Origin of the sequence: Jeotgalibacillus proteolyticus (genome assembly GCF_002926065.1) — a bacterium.
GTDB lineage: Bacteria > Bacillota > Bacilli > Bacillales > Jeotgalibacillaceae > Jeotgalibacillus > Jeotgalibacillus proteolyticus.
Map to the genome: position 1 here is coordinate 43,420 of NZ_PREZ01000011.1, position 19,081 is coordinate 62,500.

General features: G+C 44.4%; 18 protein-coding genes and 2 tRNA genes. 18 read left to right on the top strand and 2 right to left on the bottom strand.

The features are described 5' to 3' along the window. The first annotated feature begins 81 nt into the window (after window positions 1–81). From C4B60_RS20535 to C4B60_RS20545, 3 genes are read left to right on the top strand one after another with little or no spacing between them, the layout of a single operon-like run. Entirely contained in the window at window positions 82–540 is a 459-nt protein-coding gene (locus tag C4B60_RS20535) for a DinB family protein (RefSeq protein ID WP_104059834.1), read from the top strand. Between the two features lie 52 nt (window positions 541–592). Continuing rightward, window positions 593–802, top strand: coding sequence for a hypothetical protein (locus C4B60_RS20540; protein WP_104059835.1), 210 nt, complete (start codon window positions 593–595; stop codon window positions 800–802). A gap of 29 nt (window positions 803–831) precedes the next feature. Beyond that, a complete protein-coding gene (locus C4B60_RS20545; protein WP_245154069.1) occupies window positions 832–1,074 on the top strand; it encodes a hypothetical protein in 243 nt (80 codons plus the stop codon). 46 nt (window positions 1,075–1,120) lie between these two features. Here the strand turns inward: C4B60_RS20545 and C4B60_RS20550 are convergent. Continuing rightward, a tRNA-Glu gene (locus C4B60_RS20550) sits at window positions 1,121–1,192 on the bottom strand. A gap of 4 nt (window positions 1,193–1,196) precedes the next feature. Then, a tRNA-Met gene (locus tag C4B60_RS20555) sits at window positions 1,197–1,273 on the bottom strand. A gap of 553 nt (window positions 1,274–1,826) precedes the next feature. On the opposite strand from C4B60_RS20555, the gene spoIIE reads away from it, so the two are divergent. The 15 genes from spoIIE (at window position 1,827) to lysS (ending at window position 18,773) form a co-directional block, all read left to right on the top strand. After that, complete coding sequence (spoIIE, locus tag C4B60_RS20560; protein WP_104059836.1) at window positions 1,827–4,277, top strand: stage II sporulation protein E; 2,451 nt, start codon at window positions 1,827–1,829, stop codon at window positions 4,275–4,277. A 106-nt stretch (window positions 4,278–4,383) separates the two neighbouring features. After that, complete coding sequence (gene tilS, locus C4B60_RS20565; protein WP_104059837.1) at window positions 4,384–5,784, top strand: tRNA lysidine(34) synthetase TilS; 1,401 nt, start codon at window positions 4,384–4,386, stop codon at window positions 5,782–5,784. A gap of 13 nt (window positions 5,785–5,797) precedes the next feature. After that, entirely contained in the window at window positions 5,798–6,346 is a 549-nt protein-coding gene (hpt, locus tag C4B60_RS20570; RefSeq protein ID WP_104059838.1) for a hypoxanthine phosphoribosyltransferase, read from the top strand. Between the two features lie 122 nt (window positions 6,347–6,468). Then, window positions 6,469–8,484, top strand: coding sequence for an ATP-dependent zinc metalloprotease FtsH (ftsH, locus tag C4B60_RS20575; RefSeq protein ID WP_104059839.1), 2,016 nt, complete (start codon window positions 6,469–6,471; stop codon window positions 8,482–8,484). A gap of 155 nt (window positions 8,485–8,639) precedes the next feature. Then, window positions 8,640–9,410 carry a type III pantothenate kinase gene (locus C4B60_RS20580; RefSeq protein ID WP_104059840.1) on the top strand — a complete coding sequence of 257 codons (771 nt, stop codon included), beginning with the start codon at window positions 8,640–8,642 and terminating at the stop codon, window positions 9,408–9,410. A 13-nt stretch (window positions 9,411–9,423) separates the two neighbouring features. Then, the gene (hslO, locus tag C4B60_RS20585) at window positions 9,424–10,302 is read left to right on the top strand and encodes an Hsp33 family molecular chaperone HslO (protein WP_104059841.1); all 879 of its coding nucleotides are present in this window, start codon (window positions 9,424–9,426) and stop codon (window positions 10,300–10,302) included. 6 nt (window positions 10,303–10,308) lie between these two features. Beyond that, window positions 10,309–11,214, top strand: a complete 906-nt coding sequence (locus C4B60_RS20590; RefSeq protein WP_104059842.1) for a peptidyl-prolyl cis-trans isomerase — start codon at window positions 10,309–10,311, stop codon at window positions 11,212–11,214. Between the two features lie 169 nt (window positions 11,215–11,383). Beyond that, a complete protein-coding gene (gene cysK, locus C4B60_RS20595) occupies window positions 11,384–12,310 on the top strand; it encodes a cysteine synthase A (RefSeq protein ID WP_104059843.1) in 927 nt (308 codons plus the stop codon). 196 nt (window positions 12,311–12,506) lie between these two features. Continuing rightward, complete coding sequence (pabB, locus tag C4B60_RS20600; RefSeq protein ID WP_104059844.1) at window positions 12,507–13,913, top strand: aminodeoxychorismate synthase, component I; 1,407 nt, start codon at window positions 12,507–12,509, stop codon at window positions 13,911–13,913. After that, a complete protein-coding gene (gene pabA / locus C4B60_RS20605) occupies window positions 13,910–14,506 on the top strand; it encodes an aminodeoxychorismate/anthranilate synthase component II (protein ID WP_104059845.1) in 597 nt (198 codons plus the stop codon). Before pabB ends, pabA begins: the two co-directional genes overlap by 4 nt. Continuing rightward, window positions 14,503–15,348, top strand: coding sequence for an aminodeoxychorismate lyase (gene pabC / locus C4B60_RS20610; RefSeq protein WP_104059846.1), 846 nt, complete (start codon window positions 14,503–14,505; stop codon window positions 15,346–15,348). The genes pabA and pabC overlap by 4 nt, the downstream gene beginning before the upstream one ends. Before the next feature lie 26 nt (window positions 15,349–15,374). Further along, a complete protein-coding gene (gene folP / locus C4B60_RS20615) occupies window positions 15,375–16,202 on the top strand; it encodes a dihydropteroate synthase (protein WP_104059847.1) in 828 nt (275 codons plus the stop codon). Beyond that, window positions 16,195–16,557 (top strand): dihydroneopterin aldolase, encoded by a 363-nt coding sequence (gene folB, locus C4B60_RS20620; protein WP_104059848.1) that lies wholly within the window; start codon window positions 16,195–16,197, stop codon window positions 16,555–16,557. The genes folP and folB overlap by 8 nt, the downstream gene beginning before the upstream one ends. Further along, complete coding sequence (folK, locus tag C4B60_RS20625; RefSeq protein ID WP_104059849.1) at window positions 16,557–17,081, top strand: 2-amino-4-hydroxy-6-hydroxymethyldihydropteridine diphosphokinase; 525 nt, start codon at window positions 16,557–16,559, stop codon at window positions 17,079–17,081. The genes folB and folK overlap by 1 nt, the downstream gene beginning before the upstream one ends. Before the next feature lie 204 nt (window positions 17,082–17,285). Further along, window positions 17,286–18,773 (top strand): lysine--tRNA ligase, encoded by a 1,488-nt coding sequence (gene lysS, locus C4B60_RS20630; RefSeq protein ID WP_104059850.1) that lies wholly within the window; start codon window positions 17,286–17,288, stop codon window positions 18,771–18,773. Window positions 18,774–19,081: the final 308 nt, after the last annotated feature.

Consider the following 19,081-nt stretch of genomic DNA (forward strand, 5'->3'; position numbering starts at 1 on the left):
GGTTAGGTGGTAAAAGAGGACTTTTCTCCTCATTCGTAGAAGCTAATAGATAAAGAATTTTTCCGGAGGGATGACAACGAAATGAATAAGGAACAATGGATTCAGCACAGCGTAGATTACCGCTTTTGGCTTGAAGAATTAAAAACAATGGAGGACGGGCAATTTTTTTCACCTATTAAAGAGGGTAAGTGGTCGGTTGCAGCGGTGATTTCCCATCTCGAGGCATGGGATCTCTTCACGCTTAAAGAAAGGCTTCCATATATGAAGGAAGGCGCACAGCTTAAACCGTCTCCTGATTTTCATTCATTTAATAAAGAAGCTGAAGAAAGAGCGCATAATGGACAAACAAAAGAACAAGTAATAGATGGTGCGATACAGGCAAGAACAGAGCTTACAGACCTGGTGCGAAATGTAAATGACCGGGAATACCATGCCAGTTGTTCAATCAGGAACACAACCATCACCATGCAGGAATATTTGACCGATTTTATGCAGCACGATGATCATCACCGAAACCAAATCAGGGAGTTATCCGTATAAAAGGAAAACCATTCTCTGGCTAAAGCAGGGAAGCCCGGAAGGAGGGTGTTAGATGACATTCTTTGTGATCATAGGGGCCATTGCCATCACGAGCATCATTACAGACCATTTGCAAAAACAGGCGAAAAATAAACGCAAAGCAATTAAAGAAGAGCTTGAACTGGAAAAGTTAAAGCACGAAAACTTCCTGCTTGAAACAGATAAGCTGAGGCTGGAATTGGAGCAGCGCCATCAGATCTCTGAGCAAAAGAAGCTGAATTAAAGAGAAGATAAAGAATTGGAGGAAGAATAATGAATGCCGAAGATATTACGGGTCTTGTGGCGGTTGTGCTTGGCTTGTCCATACCGATCACAGCGATTATTACGATGCACTTTCAACGGCTGACACAAATGAAGAAATCCATCGTTCAAGATGAGCTTGAGCTGGAAAAGCTGCGCCATGAGAATTTTTTGCTGGAAACTGAAAAGCTGAAGGTCGAATTAGCCCATCGTCAATTACCTCTACTTGAACAAAAGGATAAAATTTCATACTAAAAAACACATCAGCATCTACGCTGATGTGTTTTTTCTTCTTATATGATGACCCGTACGGGATTCGAACCCGTGTTACCGCCGTGAAAGGGCGGTGTCTTAACCGCTTGACCAACGGGCCTATATGGTGGCGGCAGAGGGGATCGAACCCCCGACCTCACGGGTATGAACCGTACGCTCTAGCCAGCTGAGCTACGCCGCCAAATCTTATCTGAGCCTTCGCTTTTGCTCGTAAAGCAAATTGAAGCACAAGTTATATAATACATAGCGCTGTAAAAAGTGTCAATCTTTTTTTGAAAAGATTTTACAAGTCCACCTGGACCATTTATTGCCTGTGCCTGCTCTGTTTATTCTTGAAAACTTTCTATATAGTAGTCACAAGTCATCGTTCCCCTCAACTATTGGGTTGCGCAGGTTCTTTTCCCTTTGTTCCTCATCACTTATCCAGCATTGGTCAAACAGGTTCACAGGCAGATTTAATGCCGCCTAATTGACGATAACGTTCAGTATACTCGTTTCATTTCAAGCATAATCCGGTTCAAACATTTTTCTTTCCCTTACTTTCCGAGAAAAAGAACGACCCTTCGACCTGCTTTTAAAAAAGATAAAGGCGAATGGATGAAATCATTACCGAAAACATAGGTTTTTCAAAAAAACGTCGAACGATTCAAGTAAATCGGCTCTGTATTTTGACAAACTCTTTGGGTATTTCTCTTCTATAATCAATCGCAACGAAACGTTAGGGAGTGGAGTAAATGGAGAATGTACATGAAGTAAACATGAAAGTGACAGATTCGATTTCGTTAATGCAGGCAAAGAAGAGAATTCCACGATGGAAAAATCGTCTAACGATCCTAATGTCGCATTGGATGCTTCATAAAGGAGTCCTTCATATTCTGGTCAGCATTTTATTAGGACGAGCTCTATTTTTGTCTCAATTCACTCCATTCGCTCTGCCGATGTTCGCGGTGATCTTTATGGTCAGCCGGAATAAAGCATTAATGGTTATGGCCGGTCTTGTTTTAGGAGCTTCAACCTTAGGGATCTGGCAGGGGGTTTATACCTTCAGTACAATTGCACTTTTTTATTTTGGATCCTTACTCGTTAAAAATAAAATGAAGGAAAATCGCTTTGTCCTGGCAGGAACGGTCGCACTCTCCGTCGTGATCGCCCGAACGATCTATTTAAGTATCGAGCTGCCTGCTACCTTCACTTGGGTGGATGGGGTGATGGTGGCGTTTGAGGCAGCCCTGGCAGGGATCCTGACACTTGTCTTCCTACAGGGCATGCAGCTTATAACAAAAGCCCGAAAGCGCACTTATGCGCCTGAGGAGATGGTGGCTATTGCGATTGTTGTAGCCTCCATCGCAACCGGTCTGATCGGTTTTACCGTTGGAGGCTTAGCAATAGACCATATCATTACCCGTTATGTCGTCATTGTTGCTGCACTTGCAGCTGGAGCAATGGTAGGCTCCACTGTTGGTATTGTCACAGGGCTTGTATTCTGTCTTGCTTCAGTAAATCATTTGCCTGAAGTGGCAGTCCTTGCCGTAGCAGGCTTATTGGGGGGATTAATGAAGAGCGGTAAAGCTACCGGCGTAACGCTGGGGCTTATGATGGCAACACTTCTTATGGGTCTGTTTATGAATCAGGGGACCCTGCTTGAAATTTCATTATATGAATCAGCACTTGCTGGACTTGCGGTATTTTTGACGCCTAAACGCTTCTTATTTGCGATTGCGCGCCATATACCCGGTTCTGCTGAGCATGAACAGGATCAGCAAAGCTACGCCCGCAATGTAAGGGATGTGACTGCAGAGAAAGTACAAAAATTCTCTGACATGTTTGACACGCTTTCTAAAAGCTTTCAATTTACCGATCCAGGGAATGAGTCTCTTTCTAAAGCAGTCACGATTGATAACACCTTAAGCCGCGTAACGGAAAATACGTGCCAGATGTGCTTTAAGAAAGATTATTGCTGGTCTACCCATTTTGATCGAACGTACGAGTGGATGAAGGATCTCGCAGATCCGCCGGATGATCATAAACCTCCAAAAGCCTGGCAGAATTTATGTGTGAAGGCTGAGCAGGTGCAGTCAGCCTTTCTGGATGAGGCAGCCTTAAGGGCAAACCAGCTTCAAATGAAAAAACAGATGATGGAGAGCAATCAGTTTGTGTCCAATCAGCTCAGGGGACTCTCTTCTGTGATGAAGGATTTTGCCGTGGATCTCCAAAGGGAAACCGAAAAGCATGATCAACAGGAGGATGAGATGCTTCAGGCTCTTAACGATTTTGGAATCAACGTAGACAATGTAGATGTTCACAGTATGGATTATGGCCATATTGATGTGGATGTGATGCTGCCTTTTGTCGTGAAGCATGGGGAGTGTGAAAAACTCATAGCGCCCATGCTCTCATCCATTCTTAAAGAAACGATTGTCGTCCATCAAAAGGTGGAGCTCCCTTCTCCGTATGAAGGGATGGTTGTAACGTTCAGATCATCAAAAGCATTTAAAGTCAGCGTGGGCATTGCTCATGCGGCTCACGGAGGAGGGCTTATTTCTGGAGACAGCCACGCAGCGGTGCATCTGCATGGAGGAAAATATGCGATCGCCATAAGTGATGGGATGGGTAATGGGGAAAAAGCCAAGCTTGAAAGTGATGAAACGATTCAGCTGCTGAGGCAGATGCTTCAGGCTGGAATTGAAGAAGAGCTCGCCATAAAATCTGTCAACTCCATTTTAACCGTTAAGCGAACGGGAGATATGTACTCAACGGTTGATTTAGCTATGATTGATTTACAAAACGCAAAAGCAAAATTTTTAAAAGTAGGATCAGTGCCAAGCTATATAAAAAGGGGGAAGACAGTCAAAACAATCGAAGCGGGCAATCTGCCTATGGGCTTTTTCAGCGAGCTGGAAATGGAGGTGCTCGAGGATCAGTTAAAAGCTGGAGATCTGTTAATTATGCTAAGCGATGGCGTACTGGACGGTCCGCGATTTATCGAAAATCCGGAAAGGTGGATAAAACGGCAGATCTCAGAATTAAAAACTGCAGAGCCGCAGGAGGTGGCTGATATTTTAATGGAGGCAGCCGTCCGGACCTCGGGAGGGGAAATTGAGGATGACATGACCATTATGGCTGTTCAGATCCAGCGTGAAATGCCAAAATGGGCGGCGATTCCCGCTGCCATAAAAACAGGGTAAAATTTTTAGTAAATCAAAATTTTATGGAGTGGCGGGAAAGTCTTGATACAATAGAGCCATTCCGTTCCTTTTAAAAAAGGAATCTTAGAAAAAGGTGAAGCAGTACATGAACCGATTCAGTACAAAAGTACGTTCATATATAGATGAGCATTCATTATTTACCCAGGGAGAAAAAATCATTGTTGCGGTTTCGGGGGGACCGGATTCAATGGCTCTTCTCCATTATTTACTGAACGAGGCAGGTATGGCGCTTCAGATTGAAGCAGCGCATGTCGACCATCTTTTAAGAGGGGAGGAGTCAGCGGCTGATGCTTCGTTTGTCCAGGGGTTTTGCCAAACGCAGGGGATCCCCTGTCACATCACCAATGTTAACGTAAAGGAGAAAATGAGCGAGAGCGGCATAGGGCTGCAGGAGGCAGCCCGTGAAATGCGCTATTCCTTTTTAAAGGAGGTTATGAAGAGGGCCGGGGCCTCAAAGCTTGTGCTCGGGCATCATGCTGATGATCAAATCGAGACGGTTCTTTTTCGTTTAATCCGGGGCTCTACAATGAAAGGAAGAGCGGGCATTTTACCAAAACGCACCTTTGGGCCGGGTGAATTGGTACGCCCGCTTTTAATGGTCACAAAAGAAGAAATCGAACAATATTGTGAACATCACCGCATAAAAGTAAGAAGAGACCCGAGCAACGAAAAGGATGATTATACAAGAAACCGGTTACGCAATCATGTGATTCCATTATTAAAAGAAGAAAACCCCTCACTTCATGAACAGATAATCCGCTATACAGAAGAGATGCTCGAGGATGAACGCTTTATGGAGGAAAAAACCAAGGAGTGTTTACCGGCCTGTATAATTCATCAAAAGAATCAGTATATTAAGCTGGACCAGCAAAAATGGAGTGAGGTGGCTCCTCCTTTACAAAGAAGAATGATTCATCTAATATTGAATTATCTTTATGCAAAAGTACCCACGTCATTAACTTCCACTCACACGTCCGCTATTAAAAAGCTGCTGCTTCAAAAGCATCCATCAGGCGAGCTTCATTTGCCTGAGGGCTTACTTGTAAAGCGTTCGTACTCAACTGCTGTATTTGAATTTGCACCCTCCAATTCAGCATCACCTTTTCGCTATCAATTGGACATCGGGCAAACCATAAAGCTTCCATCGGGAGCTTATGTAACTGCGGCAGAAGGTTTGGTGGAGGGTCTGCCTGAAAGGGCTGATTTTTGCCGGCTCGAATTATCCCAAACAGCCTGGCCTCTGACTGTCCGCACAAGGAAGGATGGAGACAGAATTGAGCTCAAGGGACTGGACGGGCCCAAAAAAATCAAAAAGATATTTATTGATGAAAAGGTTCCGGTGGATCTTCGCGGCCAGTGGCCGATTATTACAGACGCCAGCGGGAGGGTACTTTGGATCCCGGGCATGCGCACAGCAAAAGCTGCAGTGAAGCCCAAGGACGGGAGCCGTGCATATACGTTAATTCACTATAAGGATAACTTCTAGGGGGACATTGTTCGTGTTGAATCAGGATATTGAGAAAGTATTGTATACAGAAGAACAGCTTCAGGAAAAAATTAAAGAGCTTGGAGCCGAGCTTACAGCCGAATACAAGGATTCATATCCGCTGGCTATCGGTGTATTAAAAGGAGCACTTCCTTTCATGGCCGATCTGATTAAGCGTATGGACGTGTATTTGGAAATGGATTTTATGGATGTTTCAAGTTACGGCAATTCAACCGTGTCTTCAGGAGAAGTTAAGATTATTAAGGATTTAAATACGAAGGTAGAGGGAAGAGATATTCTGATTTTAGAGGATATCATTGATAGTGGTCTCACGCTTAGCTATTTAGTTGATCTTTTCAAGTACCGGAAAGCAAAATCCATCAAAATTGTGACGCTTCTGGACAAACCATCTGGAAGAAAAGCTGATATTACAGCAGATTATGTTGGATTTATTGTACCGGATGCTTTTGTTGTAGGATATGGACTAGATTACGCCGAACGCTACCGAAACCTCCCATATATCGGTATTTTAAAGCCTGAAATTTACGCGGATGCTGAGTAATGAAAATGAATGAAAAAGCACCGTGTATAAAGTATGCAGCTATGGGTCTAAATGGTTGTCATGCTTTATTTCACTATGATACTATTGTTATTAGTTTCTGTAACCGTGGGAGGAGGTAAGGGATGAACCGAATATTTCGTAACACGATATTTTATTTACTAGTATTTCTGGTTATTATTGGGATTGTCGGGCTCTTTAATAATGGCAATCAGCCGAACCAGGAACTCACATACGGCGATTTCATCAACGCACTGGAAAATGGTGAGGTAACGGAAATCGACATTCAGCCAAACCGCAGTGTTTATAACATTGTCGGACAGCTGAGCGATTATGCCGAAGACGAATATTTCGTCACAAATATTCCGATGGATAGTACCGTATTACCGGCAATTGATGAGGCGGCTGCAAATACACCGACCAATGTCAATGTTCTTGAAGCCCCTGAAACCAGCGGGTGGGTAACATTCTTAACGACGATCATTCCTTTCGTAATTATATTCATTCTCTTCTTCTTCTTATTAAACCAGGCACAAGGCGGCGGCGGCCGTGTTATGAACTTTGGTAAAAGTAAAGCGAAGCTTTATACGGAAGAAAAGAAAAAAGTCCGCTTTAAAGATGTAGCGGGTGCGGATGAAGAAAAGCAGGAGCTTGTGGAAGTTGTTGATTTCCTTAAAGATCCTCGCAAATTTACAGATGTAGGTGCACGTATACCTAAGGGGATTCTTTTAGTAGGTCCTCCGGGTACAGGTAAAACATTACTTGCCCGTGCTGCAGCCGGTGAAGCTGGCGTACCGTTCTTCTCGATTTCAGGTTCTGACTTCGTTGAGATGTTTGTCGGTGTCGGTGCATCCCGTGTGCGTGATTTGTTTGAAAATGCGAAGAAAAATGCACCATGTATCATCTTTATTGATGAGATTGATGCAGTTGGACGCCAGCGTGGAGCAGGTCTTGGCGGAGGCCATGATGAGCGTGAGCAGACGCTGAATCAGCTTCTCGTTGAAATGGATGGCTTTGGCGGAAACGAAGGAATCATTATGATTGCTGCGACAAACCGTCCTGATATCCTTGATCCGGCATTGCTTCGTCCAGGTCGTTTTGACCGTCAAATTACGGTTGACCGTCCAGATGTAACAGGACGTGAAGCTGTTCTTAAAGTACATGCGCGCAACAAGCCATTAGGCGACAACATCGACCTAAAAGCGATTGCACAGCGTACACCAGGATTCTCAGGAGCAGACCTTGAAAACCTGCTGAACGAAGCTGCACTTGTGGCTGCACGCCGTGACAAAAAATCGATTGATATGAGTGATATTGACGAAGCGACAGACCGCGTCATTGCCGGTCCTGCGAAAAAGAGCCGTGTCATTTCTCAAAAAGAACGCAAAATCGTTGCATTCCATGAAGCAGGACATACCATTATTGGTGTAGTGCTTGATGAAGCAGATATGGTTCACAAGGTAACTATTGTTCCCCGTGGACAGGCAGGCGGCTACGCCGTCATGCTTCCAAAAGAGGATCGTTACTTTATGACCAGACCTGAGCTGCTCGACAAAATTACGGGACTTCTTGGCGGGCGTGTTGCTGAGGATATTATCTTTGGCGAAGCTTCGACAGGGGCTTCAAACGACTTCCAGCGTGCGACAGGAATTGCGCGTCGAATGGTAACGGAATTTGGTATGAGTGAAAAGCTTGGTACGCTTCAATTTGGACAGTCTCAGGGACAAGTATTCCTTGGACGTGATTTCAACAGCGAGCAGAACTATTCTGATCGAATTGCCTATGACATTGATACAGAAATTCAATCGATCATTAAAGAGTGTTACGAGCGTGCGAAAACCATTCTGACAGAAAACCGCGATAAGCTTGAATTAATCGCAGAAACACTGTTAGAGATTGAAACGCTTGATGCTGCACAAATTAAGCATCTGGTTGACCACGGTGAGTTACCGGTACGGGATTATGGTAACAACGTAAAGGATGAGACGGTAACTTCTGAAGAGGTAAGCCCGACTGAAAAGTCATCCGATGAGTTGCTGGAAGAATCCAAGGACGGCAAATCACCTCAAACTGATGAGGTATTTAAAGATAATACTCCTCCTCAAAAATTAGGACCGAGTGACCAGAACAAAAAAGACTAAATTCAACAGGCGCCCTTGCCGGGCGCCTGTTTTCTTATTGTGATTTTCACAGGTATATATTCAGCAGTTTCTATTCAATTCCTGACCATAGATTACTGAAAGAATTATGGTATGATATTTGCAGTGTTAAAATTCTTTAGGAATGGTGAAAAACAATGATATTTGTCTTGGATGTCGGCAATACAAACACTGTGCTCGGGGTATATGAAGAAGAACGCATGAATTATCACTGGCGTATTGAAACCAATCGTCATAAGACTGAAGATGAGTACGGTATGCTAATAAAGAGTTTGTTTGAGCATGTGGGTCTTTCGTTTAATCAATTTGATGGGATTATTATCTCATCTGTTGTACCTCCTATAATGTTCCCGCTTGAGAGAATGTGCCAAAAATATTTCGGTCTAAAGCCCCTTGTGGTAGGACCCGGGATGAAAACTGGCTTAAATATAAAATATGATAACCCGAAAGAAGTCGGTGCTGACCGGATTGTCAATGCAGTCGCAGGCATTCAGGATCACGGCGGCTCGTTGATTATTGTGGATTTTGGAACAGCAACGACGTATTGCTATATCAATGAAAGCCGTCAGTATATGGGTGGGGTTATAGCCCCTGGGATCGGCATTTCAACAGAGGCACTATATGCTAAAGCAGCAAAACTTCCGCGTATTGAAATCGCCCGTCCGGATCAAGTTATAGGAAAGAGTACGATTACAGCGATGCAGTCTGGCATTGTCTATGGCTATGTCGGTCAGGTTGAGGGTATCGTCTCTAGAATGAAAAAAGAAGCAGCAGGTCCGGTAAAAGTCATCGCCACAGGCGGTTTGGCTTCATTAATTGCCAGAGAATCCGATATAATTGATCATGTGGACCCTTTCTTAACGCTAAAAGGGCTGCAGCTGATTTACAAACGGAATATGGAAGAGTGAAAGGAGAATTACTATGAGTGACTATATGGTTCGCGCACTAGCTTTCAATGACAATGTTCGTGCCTATGCCGTTAATACAACAGACACTGTTCAGGAAGCACAGGGACGCCATTATACCTGGCCAACCGCTTCTGCAGCATTAGGACGTACAATGACTGCGGGGGTCATGATGGGGGCCATGCTAAAAGGCGATAACAATCTTACGGTTAAGGTCGAAGGCAATGGACCGCTTGGACCTATCCTGGTTGACAGCAATGCCAAGGGACAGGTGAGAGGGTATGTAACGAACCCGCAGACCCATCTTGATTTAAATGAACAGGGAAAGCTTGATGTTAGAGGAGCAGTTGGCACAGAGGGCTCCCTGACCATTGTGAAAGATCTAGGCATGCGGGATAATTTCACAGGCCAGGTACCGCTTGTATCCGGCGAGTTGGGAGAAGATTTTACGTATTATTTCGCCTCATCAGAACAGGTGCCATCATCAGTTGGTGTGGGTGTACTGGTGAATCCGGATAATACGATTCTTGCTGCCGGCGGTTTTATTGTGCAGCTTATGCCTGGAGCAGATGACTCGACGATCGATGCGATAGAAAAAAGACTTAAATCCATTCCGCCTATTTCAAAAATGATTCAGGACGGTCTTTCTCCGGAAGAAGTATTAACGACAGTACTTGGAGAAGGCAATGTGAGATTTCTTGATACAATGCCGGTCTCCTTTACATGCAAATGCTCAAAGGAAAGATTTGGTACAATCATTATCAGTCTTGGAACAGAAGAAATTCAGGATATGATTGATGAAGACGGTCAGGCAGAAGCGCAATGTCATTTCTGTCAGGAGACTTATCGTTATGATAAACAAGAATTAGAAGCCTTTTTAGCAGAGGCAAAATAACAGACCATGGTGAGAGATCTCAGAAACCGGCGCTTAAAAGCGAAGCCCCTTGTCTATGTTATCGGAATTTTGCTGTTAACCAATCTTTTTACGCTTATTGCATGGGTCACAAAAGAAGGCTCTGAGGGTGCTTCTGAGGCTGTAGCAACAGTAGGTGATGAAGAAATTTCCCGGCAGGAATGGCTCCATGCCATTGAGCTGCGCTACGGGAAAGAGGTTTTGCAGCAATTAATTAATCAGCGTGTAATGGAGCAGTCTGCTGACAAATTTGATGTGTCAATTTCTCAGGAAGAACTGGATCAGGAGTTTTCCATGCTGCGATCAGTTCTGAATGTAAATGATCAGGCGACTCTTCCGAATGAAGAAGTACTAAAGGAACAGCTGAAAACAGAAGTGATTCTTGAAAAGCTCATTACAAATGAAGTGGATTTCTCTGAAGAAGAACTAAAGGCTTACTATGAGGAAAATAAATCCCTTTATGTGGTTCCCTCCATGTACCGTCTATCCCAGATTGTTGTCGCAACAGAGGCGGAGGCTGCCCAGGTTCTTGGGGAGCTTGAAAATGATTCCTCCTTCGAAGCATTGGCACGAGAGCGCTCTATTGATACGGCAACAGCAAGCCAGGGGGGACTTTTTGGTTATGTTCCGGAGGATTCAAACGCGATCGATGAAAATATATTGAATGCAGCAAAATCTCTATCTCCCGGAGAATGGTCAGAGCCGATCCAAACGGACGGGGGCTTTACGATAGTCCTGCTTCACGAAGTAACGACAGGCGTTGAATTCAGCTTTGATGACGTGAAGGGACGGATCGAAAGACAGCTTGCAATTGAGCAGCTGAATGTCCCTGTCACCGCTGAATCTTTTTGGAATGAGGTACCGATCACCTGGTTTTATGGACCGACCGAGTAAAAATAATCATTAAAAAAAGAGACACAAGCGAATATGTGTCTCTTTTTTATCTCCTTTTTGCAGAAATATGAAAAACATAAAACTTTGTAGTTGAAATTGTTCTGAAAAGTTGGTAAATTTGGTACATGACGAAATACCGATCACATTACTAGGGATTAGGAGTGTTAAAATGGTACGTATCGCAAACAATATTTCAGAATTAGTGGGTAACACACCGATTGTAAAGTTAAACAGACTGGCTGACGAAAATTCAGCTGAGATTTACTTGAAGCTGGAATACATGAATCCTGGAAGCAGCGTAAAAGACCGTATTGCTCTTGCCATGATCGAAGCAGCCGAGGAAGAAGGCAGCCTTAAAGAAGGCGATACAATCATTGAGCCTACGAGTGGGAATACAGGAATTGGTCTTGCCATGGTGGCTGCAGCAAAAGGCTACCGCACTGTGCTTGTTATGCCGGAAACGATGAGTATGGAGCGTCGCAACCTGCTTCGTGCTTATGGAGCAGAGCTTGTATTGACTCCGGGTCCTGACGGCATGAAGGGTGCAATTGCTAAAGCAGAAGAAATTGCAGGCGAGAAAGGCTATTTCATGCCGCAGCAATTTAAAAATGCAGCTAACCCAGAGGTTCACCGCCGTACGACAGGGAAAGAAATTGTCGAACAGATGGGCGATCAGCTTGATGCATTTGTTTCAGGAATCGGAACAGGCGGAACCGTTACGGGAGCTGGCCAGGTTCTTCGTGAAAAGTATCCTGATATCAAAATTTATGCAGTTGAGCCGACTGATTCACCGGTTCTATCCGGCGGAAGCCCGGGCCCGCATAAGATTCAGGGAATCGGAGCAGGATTTGTTCCGGATATCTTGAATACAGAAATCTACAATGAAGTCATTCAGGTATCAAATGAGCAATCATTTGAAACAGCGCGAAAAGCAGCAAAAGAAGAAGGAATTCTTGGCGGTATTTCCTCAGGGGCAGCTATTTATGCAGCATTAAAGGTGGCCAAGGAGCTTGGAAAAGGCAAGAAAGTACTTACGGTTATTCCGAGTAATGGTGAGCGCTACCTTAGCACGCCACTTTACCAGTTTGAAGATTAATAAAACCAAAAGCAGATCCCAAAATTGGGGGTCTGCTTTTTTGATGAATAAGAGATCAAAAAGAGCTGGGCAGATAAGAATGAGGGTAAGATCTTAAACAGATCCTACAAGAAGATGTGCAGGATTTTTCCGGTGATTCAATAGGCGGGATCGTGTATGATGAGAGAAGAAGAATACGTTTAGGAGTGACACCAGAATGAGTGAATATACGATTTCATATAGAACGACCAAAACAACGCACGATGCGTTTTTTCATAGCTATACCGAGCAAACCGTTCTTGAAGACCGGCACATTTTCTTAGAGAGCGGAAGGGGCGGGCGCTACAGTATGGCTGGCATCCGTCCATTTGCATGGGCAGAAGGCAAAAACGATCAGTTAACGATTTATGATAAAGGTTCCGAAAATACAATTCAGGGGGATCCGCTTCGGAGCCTGATTGACTGGATGAAACCTTATAAAATGGACCCTATTCCCGCGCTTCCTGATTTCCAGGGAGGAGCGATGGGATATATTTCGTATGATTACGTCAGATCCATTGAACAGCTGCCAGAACTCGCAAAAGATGACCACGGGCTTCCGGATATTTGTTTTATGCTGTTTGACCGATGGCTGGTGTTCGATCATCAAACGAATCTGCTTTATTTTATGGTGCTTCATGAGAAAAATCAACGAGAAACAGGCTTGGATGAATGGGCAGCGTCGTGGGAACAGATGGCAGAACGACAAGAAGACTCAGCAGGAAAAAGTGCGGATGTAGACGATCAAATGATGTACTCAATGGACGAGGCAGCATTCAGCAAGGCGGCAGAAGTAATTCGTGCGTACATTGCCCAGGGAGACGTTTTTCAAGTGAATTTATCTGTCCGGCAGTCAAAACCGCTGGCTGCAACACCGCTTTCCATCTACAAGGAGCTCCGCTCGTTTAATCCTTCTCCTTATATGTCTTATATTCAATTGCCGGACGCTCAAATTGTATCAGCCTCTCCAGAATTACTAGTGAAAAAAGCCGGCAATGAATTAAGCACCAGACCGATTGCGGGGACCCGCTCAAGAGGGAAAAATGAACAGGAGGATCAGGAGCTTGCTGATGAGCTGATTCAAAACGAAAAAGAACGTGCGGAGCACGTGATGCTTGTTGACCTTGAACGAAATGATCTTGGACGTGTCAGCCGGTACGGAACGGTGGAAGTAAATGAGTTCATGGTAATCGAAAAATATTCACACGTAATGCATATCGTATCAAATGTCCGTGGGGAAATGGATCCGGCTTACAATGAAGCGGACGTTATACGTGCTGTTTTCCCTGGAGGTACAATCACTGGGGCTCCAAAGGTAAGAACAATGGAGATTATCGAGGAATTAGAGCCGGTCAGACGAGGATTGTATACAGGCTCAATCGGCTGGATTGGCTTTAATGGAGACATGGAGCTGAACATCGTCATTCGGACAATGCTTGTCCAGGAGGGAATCGGCCATGTTCAGGCAGGAGCAGGCGTGGTGATTGATTCCCACCCTAAGAGAGAATACAAGGAATCACTAAAAAAAGCACGAGCCCTTTGGCACGCAAAAGATTTAGCGGAAGGCAAGGAGATGACAACATGATCCTGATGATCGATAACTACGATTCATTTACGTATAACCTGGTTCAGTTTTTAGGGGAGCTTGGAGAAGAGCTGGTTGTTCGGCGCAACGACGAAATCACACTTGAGGATATAGCGGAAATGAACCCAAAGTATTTGATGATTTCCCCTGGCCCATGCAGTCCGAATGAAGCAGGCATCAGCCTTGATGCGATTAGTGCATTTGCCGGAAAAATTCCGATCTTTGGCGTTTGTTTGGGACACCAATCCCTGGCGCAGGTATTCGGGGGAAAAGTCATTCGTGCGGAGCGATTAATGCACGGGAAGACTTCGCTCATTTATCATGACGGCCAGACGGTTTACCAAAATATGCCGAACCCCTTTACAGCCACCCGCTATCATTCATTAATAGTAGAAAAGGATACGGTGCCAAAAGAGCTTACGGTTACTTCCTGGACGGATCAGGGTGAGATTATGGGGCTTCGCCATCATGAGCTTGCAGTTGAAGGGGTGCAGTTCCATCCTGAATCCATCATGACAGAACAGGGAAAAACCCTTTTACGTAATTTCCTTAAAACGTATCAATCCTTTATTCCAAAGGTGGACGCAACATGAAGCTATGGTTAAACGGCTCCATTATGGAGGCAGAAGAAGCAAAAATTTCTCCCTTTGACCATGGATTTCTATATGGACTCGGTGTATTTGAAACGTTTAGAACCTATAATGGCCAGCCCTTTCTTCTTGGAAGCCACCTCAAGCGTCTTCATGAATCTCTTCAGGAAATGGGCATACACTTTTCATTGAACATCACTGAAGCAGCGGATATGATTGATAATCTGCTGGAGGCCAATGGAGGAGAGGATGGCTATTTCCGTTTAAATGTCTCCGCAGGGATCCGTGATATCGGGTTATTTCCTGAGCCATACGACAAGCCGACTGTCATGCTATTGCAAAAAAAACTGATGACTCAGCCAGCTGGAGGTAAAAAAGGTCAGTGGCTGACACTTCCTAGAAATACACCGGAGACAGCCATACGTTTAAAATCTCATCATTACTTTAATAATATTGCTGGGAGAAGAGAAGTTGCCGACCCCGGAACAGAAGGCCTTTTTCTTACAAAAGAAGGATATGTTGCTGAAGGCATAACCTCCAATATCTTTTGGATAAAAGAAGACACCCTGTATACACCAGCGCTTGAAACAGGAATATTAGCCGGCGTCACAAGAAGTTTGGTACTCTCATTGGCAAGGAAATCAGGCCTTCAGATTGAGGAAGGACTTTATTTAAAAGAGCAGCTTATGCAGGCGGAAGAAGCTTTTATTACAAACTCCATTCAGGAAATTGTCCCGCTTACAGCCATTAACGGGCAGGGATTTAAAAGCAGCCGTCAGACAAGCCAGCTCCTGGAAGGCTATAAAAAGGTTCCAAAATCTCGCCTATATATAGAGGAATTTTAGATCTACGTTTGAAAGAAGGGCTATAGATGATAATTACATGCGGTTCAACACAATTAGATTTGACGAAAAAAACAATGGTTATGGGCATATTGAATGTTACACCAGATTCTTTTTCAGATGGCGGCCGCTTTGACGTACTCCAAAAAGCCGTCCAACGAGCAAGGGAAATGGTTGAGGAGGGTGCTGATATTATTGATATTGGCGGAGAATCCACCAGGCCAGGTCATGTTCCGGTATCCCAAGAAGAAGAAATTTCACGTGTAGTGCCGATGATTGAGGCGATCTCAAAACAGGTAGATGTGCCGATCTCCATTGATACATATAAAGCTGGAACGGCAAAGGCAGCCATAGAGGCGGGTGCTGCCATTATTAATGATGTATGGGGAGCGAAAAGAGAGCCGGATATCGCAAAGGTAGCGGCGGAGTACGGCGTGCCCATTATCCTGATGCACAACCGGACCAATCGCGAGTACAGCTCATTCATCGATGAAGCCTTTGCCGATTTAGAGGAAAGCATCGAGATCGCGCTTAAGGGTGGTGTCAGAGAAGAGCAGATTATTTTAGATCCCGGAATCGGATTTGTGAAATCCCAGGCGCAGAATATTGAAATGATGCAAAGCTTAGATAAGCTGGCGGATAAAGGCTATCCCGTACTTCTTGGGACCTCCCGGAAATCTATGATAGGCAACATTTTAGATTTACCTGCTCAGGAACGCATGGAAGGAACAGGTGCCACCGTTTGCTACGGTATTCAGCAGGGCTGTCATATTATGCGTGTACATGATGTAAAAGAAATTGCCCGCATGGCAAAGGTGATGGATGTCTTAGTTGGAAAGGGTGAGCGTGATGGATAAAATTAAAGTAAATAATATGGAATTCTACGGCTATCATGGTGTCTTTAAAGAGGAAACAAAGCTTGGGCAGCGTTTCCGGGTAAATACCGTCCTGGAGCTGGACCTGTCTACGGCCGGAAAAACAGATAACGTCGAGGATTCAATCAATTACGGTGAGGTATATGCGCTCTGCAGAGACATTGTGGAAGGGAAGCCTTTTCACTTATTAGAAGCGCTCGCTGAAAAGCTGGCTTCCTCCCTGCTTGAGGAATTTGACAAACTAAATCAATGTACAATAGAAGTAATTAAACCGGATCCGCCTATTCCCGGGCACTATGATTCAGTAGCCATTGAGATTACCAGAGGACGAAGCTGATGGAATCTCTCGCCTATTTATCTCTTGGTTCCAATGTTGGAGACTCCTTTGACAATCTGCAGCAGGCACTGCTTCTTCTGCAGGAGACTGACGGAATAATGATTACCTGTGCTTCTTCAATTTATAAAACAGAGCCGGTTGGTTTTACAGAGCAGGCAAAGTTCTTAAATCTGGCTGTTGAGGTTATGACCGAGCTGTCACCAGAAAAATTGCTGCAGGCCTGCAGGGGCATCGAAGAAGAACTGGGTCGGAAACGGCTGACTAGATGGGGCCCGCGTACGATCGACCTTGATATTTTATTGTACAATGCAGAACAAATAGAAACAGACAGCCTGACCATTCCGCATGCGCGGATGCATGAACGGAGCTTTGTGCTGATTCCTTTGCTGGAAATGAATCCCTTTATGATTCACCCTGTATTAAATGAATCCTTGCGTATGATCCAGCAGTCAATTGGTGATGAAGAAGGGGTCGAGCTTTGGAAGAAAAATAAAAGCAAACGGTTTTCAGGCCTTTTTGAATAGAAGATAAAACATGATTACAGTAAACTGCCGAATCCCAAGCCGGCAGTTTTTTGTTTGATCGCCGGTATTTTCTTAAAGGAAGATAAGCAAAAGAGACTTTAGGGGTGTACCAGCTCTTTATATTGTGTAAAATAGACAAGTACCAGCGTGTACCCGGTTTATGACCTTAATCATATAGAAGATAAATTAAGAGGAGTGAAAGGCATGAGTGAAATAGAAATGAATGACCAGTTTCGCGTTCGTCGCGAAAAAATGGAATCGATCCGCGAAAAAGGAAACGACCCATTTGGCAAACGCTTCGACCGCTCACACGGTTCTAATGATATTAAAACTCAATATGATGAGTTTACGAAAGAGCAGCTTGATGAAATGCCCGTAACCGTTTCGGCAGCAGGTCGAATTATGACAAAACGCGGCAAAGGAAAAGCGGGGTTTGCCCACATTCAGGACCTCCAGGGTCAAATCCAGCTTTATGTCCGGAAGGATGCTGTTGGCGAGGAAGCGTACGAGCTTTTTACAACAGCAGATCTAGGAGATATTGTCGGGGTTACCGGACTCGTTTTCAAAACAAAGGTAGGAGAGCTTTCAATTAAAGTTACAAGCTTTGAGCTTCTATCTAAATCTCTCCGTCCGCTTCCGGAGAAATTCCACGGTCTTAAAGATGTGGAGCAGCGCTACCGTCAACGCTACCTTGATCTAATTACGAGCGAGGACAGCAAAAAAACGTTTATTACACGCAGCCGCATTATTCAGGCGATGCGCCGCTACCTGGATGATCACGGCTATTTGGAAGTAGAAACGCCAATGCTTCATTCTGTTGCAGGCGGTGCTGCTGCCCGTCCGTTTATTACTCACCATAATGCTCTTGATATGGAGCTTTACCTTCGTATAGCAATCGAGCTTCACTTAAAGCGCCTGATCGTTGGCGGACTTGAAAAGGTGTATGAAATTGGCCGTGTTTTCCGTAATGAAGGAATTTCAACACGCCATAACCCTGAGTTCACAATGATTGAGCTGTATGAAGCATACGCTGATTACCAGGATATTATGGATTTAACCGAAAACCTTGTAGCTCATGTAGCAAAAGAAGTTCTTGGTACCACGATCGTACCTTATGGCGGTCATGAAGTGGATCTGACACCTAAATGGGCCCGCGTGCATATGGTTGATTCCATTAAAGAAGTAACTGGCGTCGATTTTTGGAAGGAAATGTCGAGAGAGGAAGCGCATGCTCTTGCTGCTGAACACGGCATAGAGGTAAAGGATTCTATGGAGTACGGTCATATTGTTAATGAGTTCTTCGAGCAGAAAGTAGAAGAGACATTAGTACAGCCGACCTTCATTTACGGCCATCCGGTTGATATTTCTCCTCTGGCTAAGAAAAACCCTGAGGACCCGCGTTTTACAGACCGCTTTGAACTATTCATTGTCGGCCGTGAATACGCAAATGCCTTTACTGAGCTAAATGATCCAATCGATCAGCGCCAGCGCTTTGAAGCACAGCTTGCAGAAAAAGCAGCAGGCAACGATGAAGCTCATGAAATGGATGATGATTTTGTAGAAGCGCTTGAATACGGAATGCCGCCAACAGGCGGGCTTGGGATTGGGGTAGACCGATTGGTTATGCTGCTAACCAATTCTCCATCCATCCGCGACGTTCTTCTGTTCCCGCTTATGAGACATCGTGATTAATTTATAGAGTTAAAAGACGTCCGGATCGGACGTCTTTTTTTAACAGGATTTTTGAGATTACCGAAGGTTTCTTTTACGTTTATCCGGGTAACAACACAGAATAGCTAGAAATATAGAAGGAAAACGGGGTATTATTAATAAGTATCTGCAGTTTAAAAAGGCTTTACGATCAATTTACAGCACCGAAAAAATTATTCTCGTTTTTTTGTTAAAAACTATTGTCACAAGGTTTATAGCGTGTTATATTATTATTCGTTGCTAAGGAAAACAACGCGAACGAAAAACAAATGAAAAAAGTTGTTGACATT